Raw genomic sequence first — 3,337 nt, forward strand, 5'->3', positions numbered from 1 at the left:
CTCCAATGAATGTGTAGGCACAAAGTATATACGACTCACCGCTCCGGGCTGGTGACCACTTCTGCCGGCACGTTGTAAAAAACGCGCTACACCTTTTGGTCCGCCAATTTGTATCACCGTTTCTACCGGGCGAAAGTCAACACCAAGATCAAGACTTGAAGTACATACCACAGCTTTCAACTTTCCCTCGTGCAGTTGCTCTTCCACCCAGTTGCGTAACTCCTGACTGATAGAGCCATGATGCATCGCCATCAATCCTGAAAGCTCAGGGGCTTTATCCAGCATCTTCTGATACCAGATCTCGGCAAAGGAGCGCGTGTTGGTAAAGATCAGTGTAGTACTGCTTCCTTTTACTATATCTACAACTTTCTGCAGCAAGTGTATACCTAAATGACCCGCCCATGGCATACGATCGACAGAATCGGGTAACACTGATACTACTTCGATCTTCTTTTCAATATCCGCCTTTACAACAGTATATTTCTTTTCGTGATAATAATTACCGAGCAGTGCCTGCAGCGCTTCATCCATATTACCAATGGTTGCCGAGATGCCCCACACTTTCAATTCGGGTGCTATGGCTTTGAGTCGCGACAACGCCAGCTCTACCTGCACGCCACGCTTGGAGCCCATCAGCTCGTGCCACTCATCAGCTACCAGTACTTTTAATTCTTTGAAGAAATCCGGATAATCTTTTTGTGCCAGTAACAAGTGAAGACTCTCGGGTGTAGTAATTAATAGCTCTGGCGGTTTCTCCTTTTGTCGCTGGCGCTCTTTCAATGATGTATCGCCCGAGCGAACACCCACTTTCCATGGAAGACCAAGTCCTTCAACCAGACGATTAGCCGATAATTCAATCTCTTTGGATAATGCACGTATAGGGGTAATCCAGATCGCCTGCAGGCCATTACTCTTTTGCTTCTTATAAGTATCCGGATGGTTACGTATAAACTCCAGCATCAACGGCATCATCAGCGAATAAGTCTTGCCACTGCCGGTGGGCGCATTTACAAGTCCGCTTTGCCCTGCCAGGTATGCCTGCCACGCTTCTATCTGAAACGCGAAAGGTTTCCAATCTCTTTCAGCAAACCAATCTTTTCCTACTTTTACAACATCAATGGCCATTGAAAATAAAATTAGAATTTCTGCGCATGGCAAAAAACATTTTTCGGTTCACGTGGTTTTAGGGTGGTAAAGGTTTGGAGATGGGGAAATATTCGATCAAAGAACTCGAAAAGCTATCCGGCATCAAAGCGCACACTATTCGCATCTGGGAGAAAAGGCACAAGATCATTGAGCCTTCCAGAACTACTACCAATATCCGGTTCTATTCTGACGATGATCTGAAGAAGATCATCAATGTATCGTTACTGAACAACAATGGTATAAAGATCTCGCGCATTGCTGACATGACGCTCGATGAAATGAACCGCAAGGTTTTAGAGTTCAGCGAGAGCCGCAACGATGTGGCTATACACATTGATCAGCTCATACTGGCCATGATCGACATGGAAGAAGAAGGATTCGAAAAGAAACTGAACACCCTTATTCTTCATGATGGATTTGAAAAGATCATCATTGAAATTATATACCCGTTCCTGGAAAAGATCGGTATACTTTGGCAGGCACATAACATTACTCCGGCTCACGAACATTTTATATCCAACCTTGTTCGCCAGAAAATTATAGTAGCAATCGATGGTCTTCCTATACCACCCAAGACTGCCCGCAAGATGGTGCTCTTTTTACCGGAAGGAGAAATGCACGAGCTCGGCTTGCTGTTCCATAATTACCTGGCCCGCAAACAGAATTATCGCACATATTACCTGGGACAAAACGTTCCGCACGATGATCTGGTTGGTGTCATTGAAGTTCATCAACCCGACTGGTTAGTTACATCCATTACTACTCCTGTGAGTGGCTCTGTTGAAAATTACTTTAAAAAGCTCTCGCACGATTTTCCCGGCATCACTATCTATGCCTCAGGCATGCAAACTTCCCGCTATAAAGGTCTCAAAGTTCACAACGTTCACGTCTTCTCCACTGCGATGGAATTTAAAAATCTGATCGCCTGATCAGTTTTTGTTTAATCCTTTCTTCTAATTCTTTTTCAACCCATTCGCTATCTCATTGACAGCCAATCGATCCTGTTTGTTTGTTTTAATTTTGTTTAATATTTTACAATTTTTAATAAACAAAATAAGCTTTATAAAGCTTTAATACATAAATTTGTTTAACTATTAATCAAAATAACTAAACACAATATATATGACCGCTACTGAATTTACATACCAGATTGCCGGTCTGAGAAGCACTCTCCAGACGTTCACCAGGAGGTTTACAAACGACCGCGAAGAGTCTCTCGATCTTGTACAGGATACCATGCTTAAGGCGTTGATGTATCGCGACAAATTCAGGCAGGATACAAACCTGAAAGGGTGGCTTTTCACCATTATGCGCAATACGTTTATTAATAATTACCGCAGATCGCAACGCGTAAGAACTTCGCACGATACTACGCGCGATCTATACTTTCTGAATGTGGAAGAAGAACATACCTTCAACCGCCCGCAGGAGAGTATGGAGTTTAAAGAGATCTGGCGCAACGTCAATACGATTAAGGATGAATTTCTCACGCCCTTCAAGATGTATACATCAGGGTATAAATATCATGAAATAGCCGAGCACCTGAATATTCCGATTGGCACAGTAAAAAACCGCATCTTCCATGCGCGCAAGGAAATACAAAAAAGATTACAAGGATATTGAGTAAATTCCTGCATAACCTGTATTCCTCATGAGTCGCATTGCAGTAATAGGTTCCGGTTTCTCAGGTCTGTCGGCCGCATGCTATCTTGCTAAAGAAGGATTTGATGTAACGGTCTTCGAGAAGAACGAATCGCCCGGAGGCCGAGCACGTCAGTTCAAGGCAAATGGTTTTACATTCGATATGGGACCAAGCTGGTATTGGATGCCCGATGTATTTGAAAATTTCTTTGCTCACTTTGGTAAACGTGCTTCGGATTACTATACGCTTCAGCGGCTCGATCCCTCCTATCGCATTGTATATAGTATAGAAGATGTGCTGGATATACCAGCCGGTATAGAAGAACTCCATGCGCTGTTTGAAAAGCTGGAACCCGGCAGTGGTATATATTTGAAGCAATTTTTGCAGGAAGGTAAATTCAAGTACGATATAGGTATACATGACCTGGTGCACAAACCCGGTTTGTCGGTTAAAGAACTGCTCAGTATTGACTTGATGAAGAATGCACTTCGCCTGCATGTCTTCCAATCTATAGCTACCTATATCCGTAAATTCTTCAAAGAAAAAAAA

The 3,337-nt window shown here is 43.2% G+C and carries 4 protein-coding genes; 3 read left to right on the forward strand and 1 reads right to left on the reverse strand.

Annotated features, from left to right (window positions below; all coding sequences use genetic code 11):
* Nucleotides 1-1,125 (reverse strand): DEAD/DEAH box helicase (locus VIN08_RS13175; RefSeq protein WP_331965705.1); only part of this gene is annotated, 1,125 nt, incomplete at its 3' end.
* A gap of 80 nt (nucleotides 1,126-1,205) precedes the next feature.
* Between VIN08_RS13175 and VIN08_RS13180 the strand changes: the two genes are divergently transcribed.
* From VIN08_RS13180 to VIN08_RS13190, 3 genes are all read left to right on the forward strand, one after another.
* Nucleotides 1,206-2,075: a MerR family transcriptional regulator gene (locus VIN08_RS13180; protein ID WP_331965708.1), complete on the forward strand. Its 870-nt coding sequence runs from the start codon at nucleotides 1,206-1,208 to the stop codon at nucleotides 2,073-2,075.
* Between the two features lie 193 nt (nucleotides 2,076-2,268).
* Nucleotides 2,269-2,769, forward strand: a complete 501-nt coding sequence (locus VIN08_RS13185; RefSeq protein WP_331965711.1) for an RNA polymerase sigma factor — start codon at nucleotides 2,269-2,271, stop codon at nucleotides 2,767-2,769.
* A gap of 28 nt (nucleotides 2,770-2,797) precedes the next feature.
* Nucleotides 2,798-3,337 (forward strand): phytoene desaturase family protein (locus VIN08_RS13190; protein WP_331965714.1); only part of this gene is annotated, 540 nt, incomplete at its 3' end.

The organism is Ohtaekwangia sp. (assembly GCF_036568665.1).
Lineage (GTDB): Bacteria > Bacteroidota > Bacteroidia > Cytophagales > Cyclobacteriaceae > Ohtaekwangia.

Coding starts and splice junctions, on each gene's coding strand:
- VIN08_RS13185 (WP_331965711.1), top strand. CDS start 2,269: ATGACCGCTACTGAATTTACATACCAGATTGCCGGTCTGAGAAGCACT.
- VIN08_RS13180 (WP_331965708.1), top strand. CDS start 1,206: ATGGGGAAATATTCGATCAAAGAACTCGAAAAGCTATCCGGCATCAAA.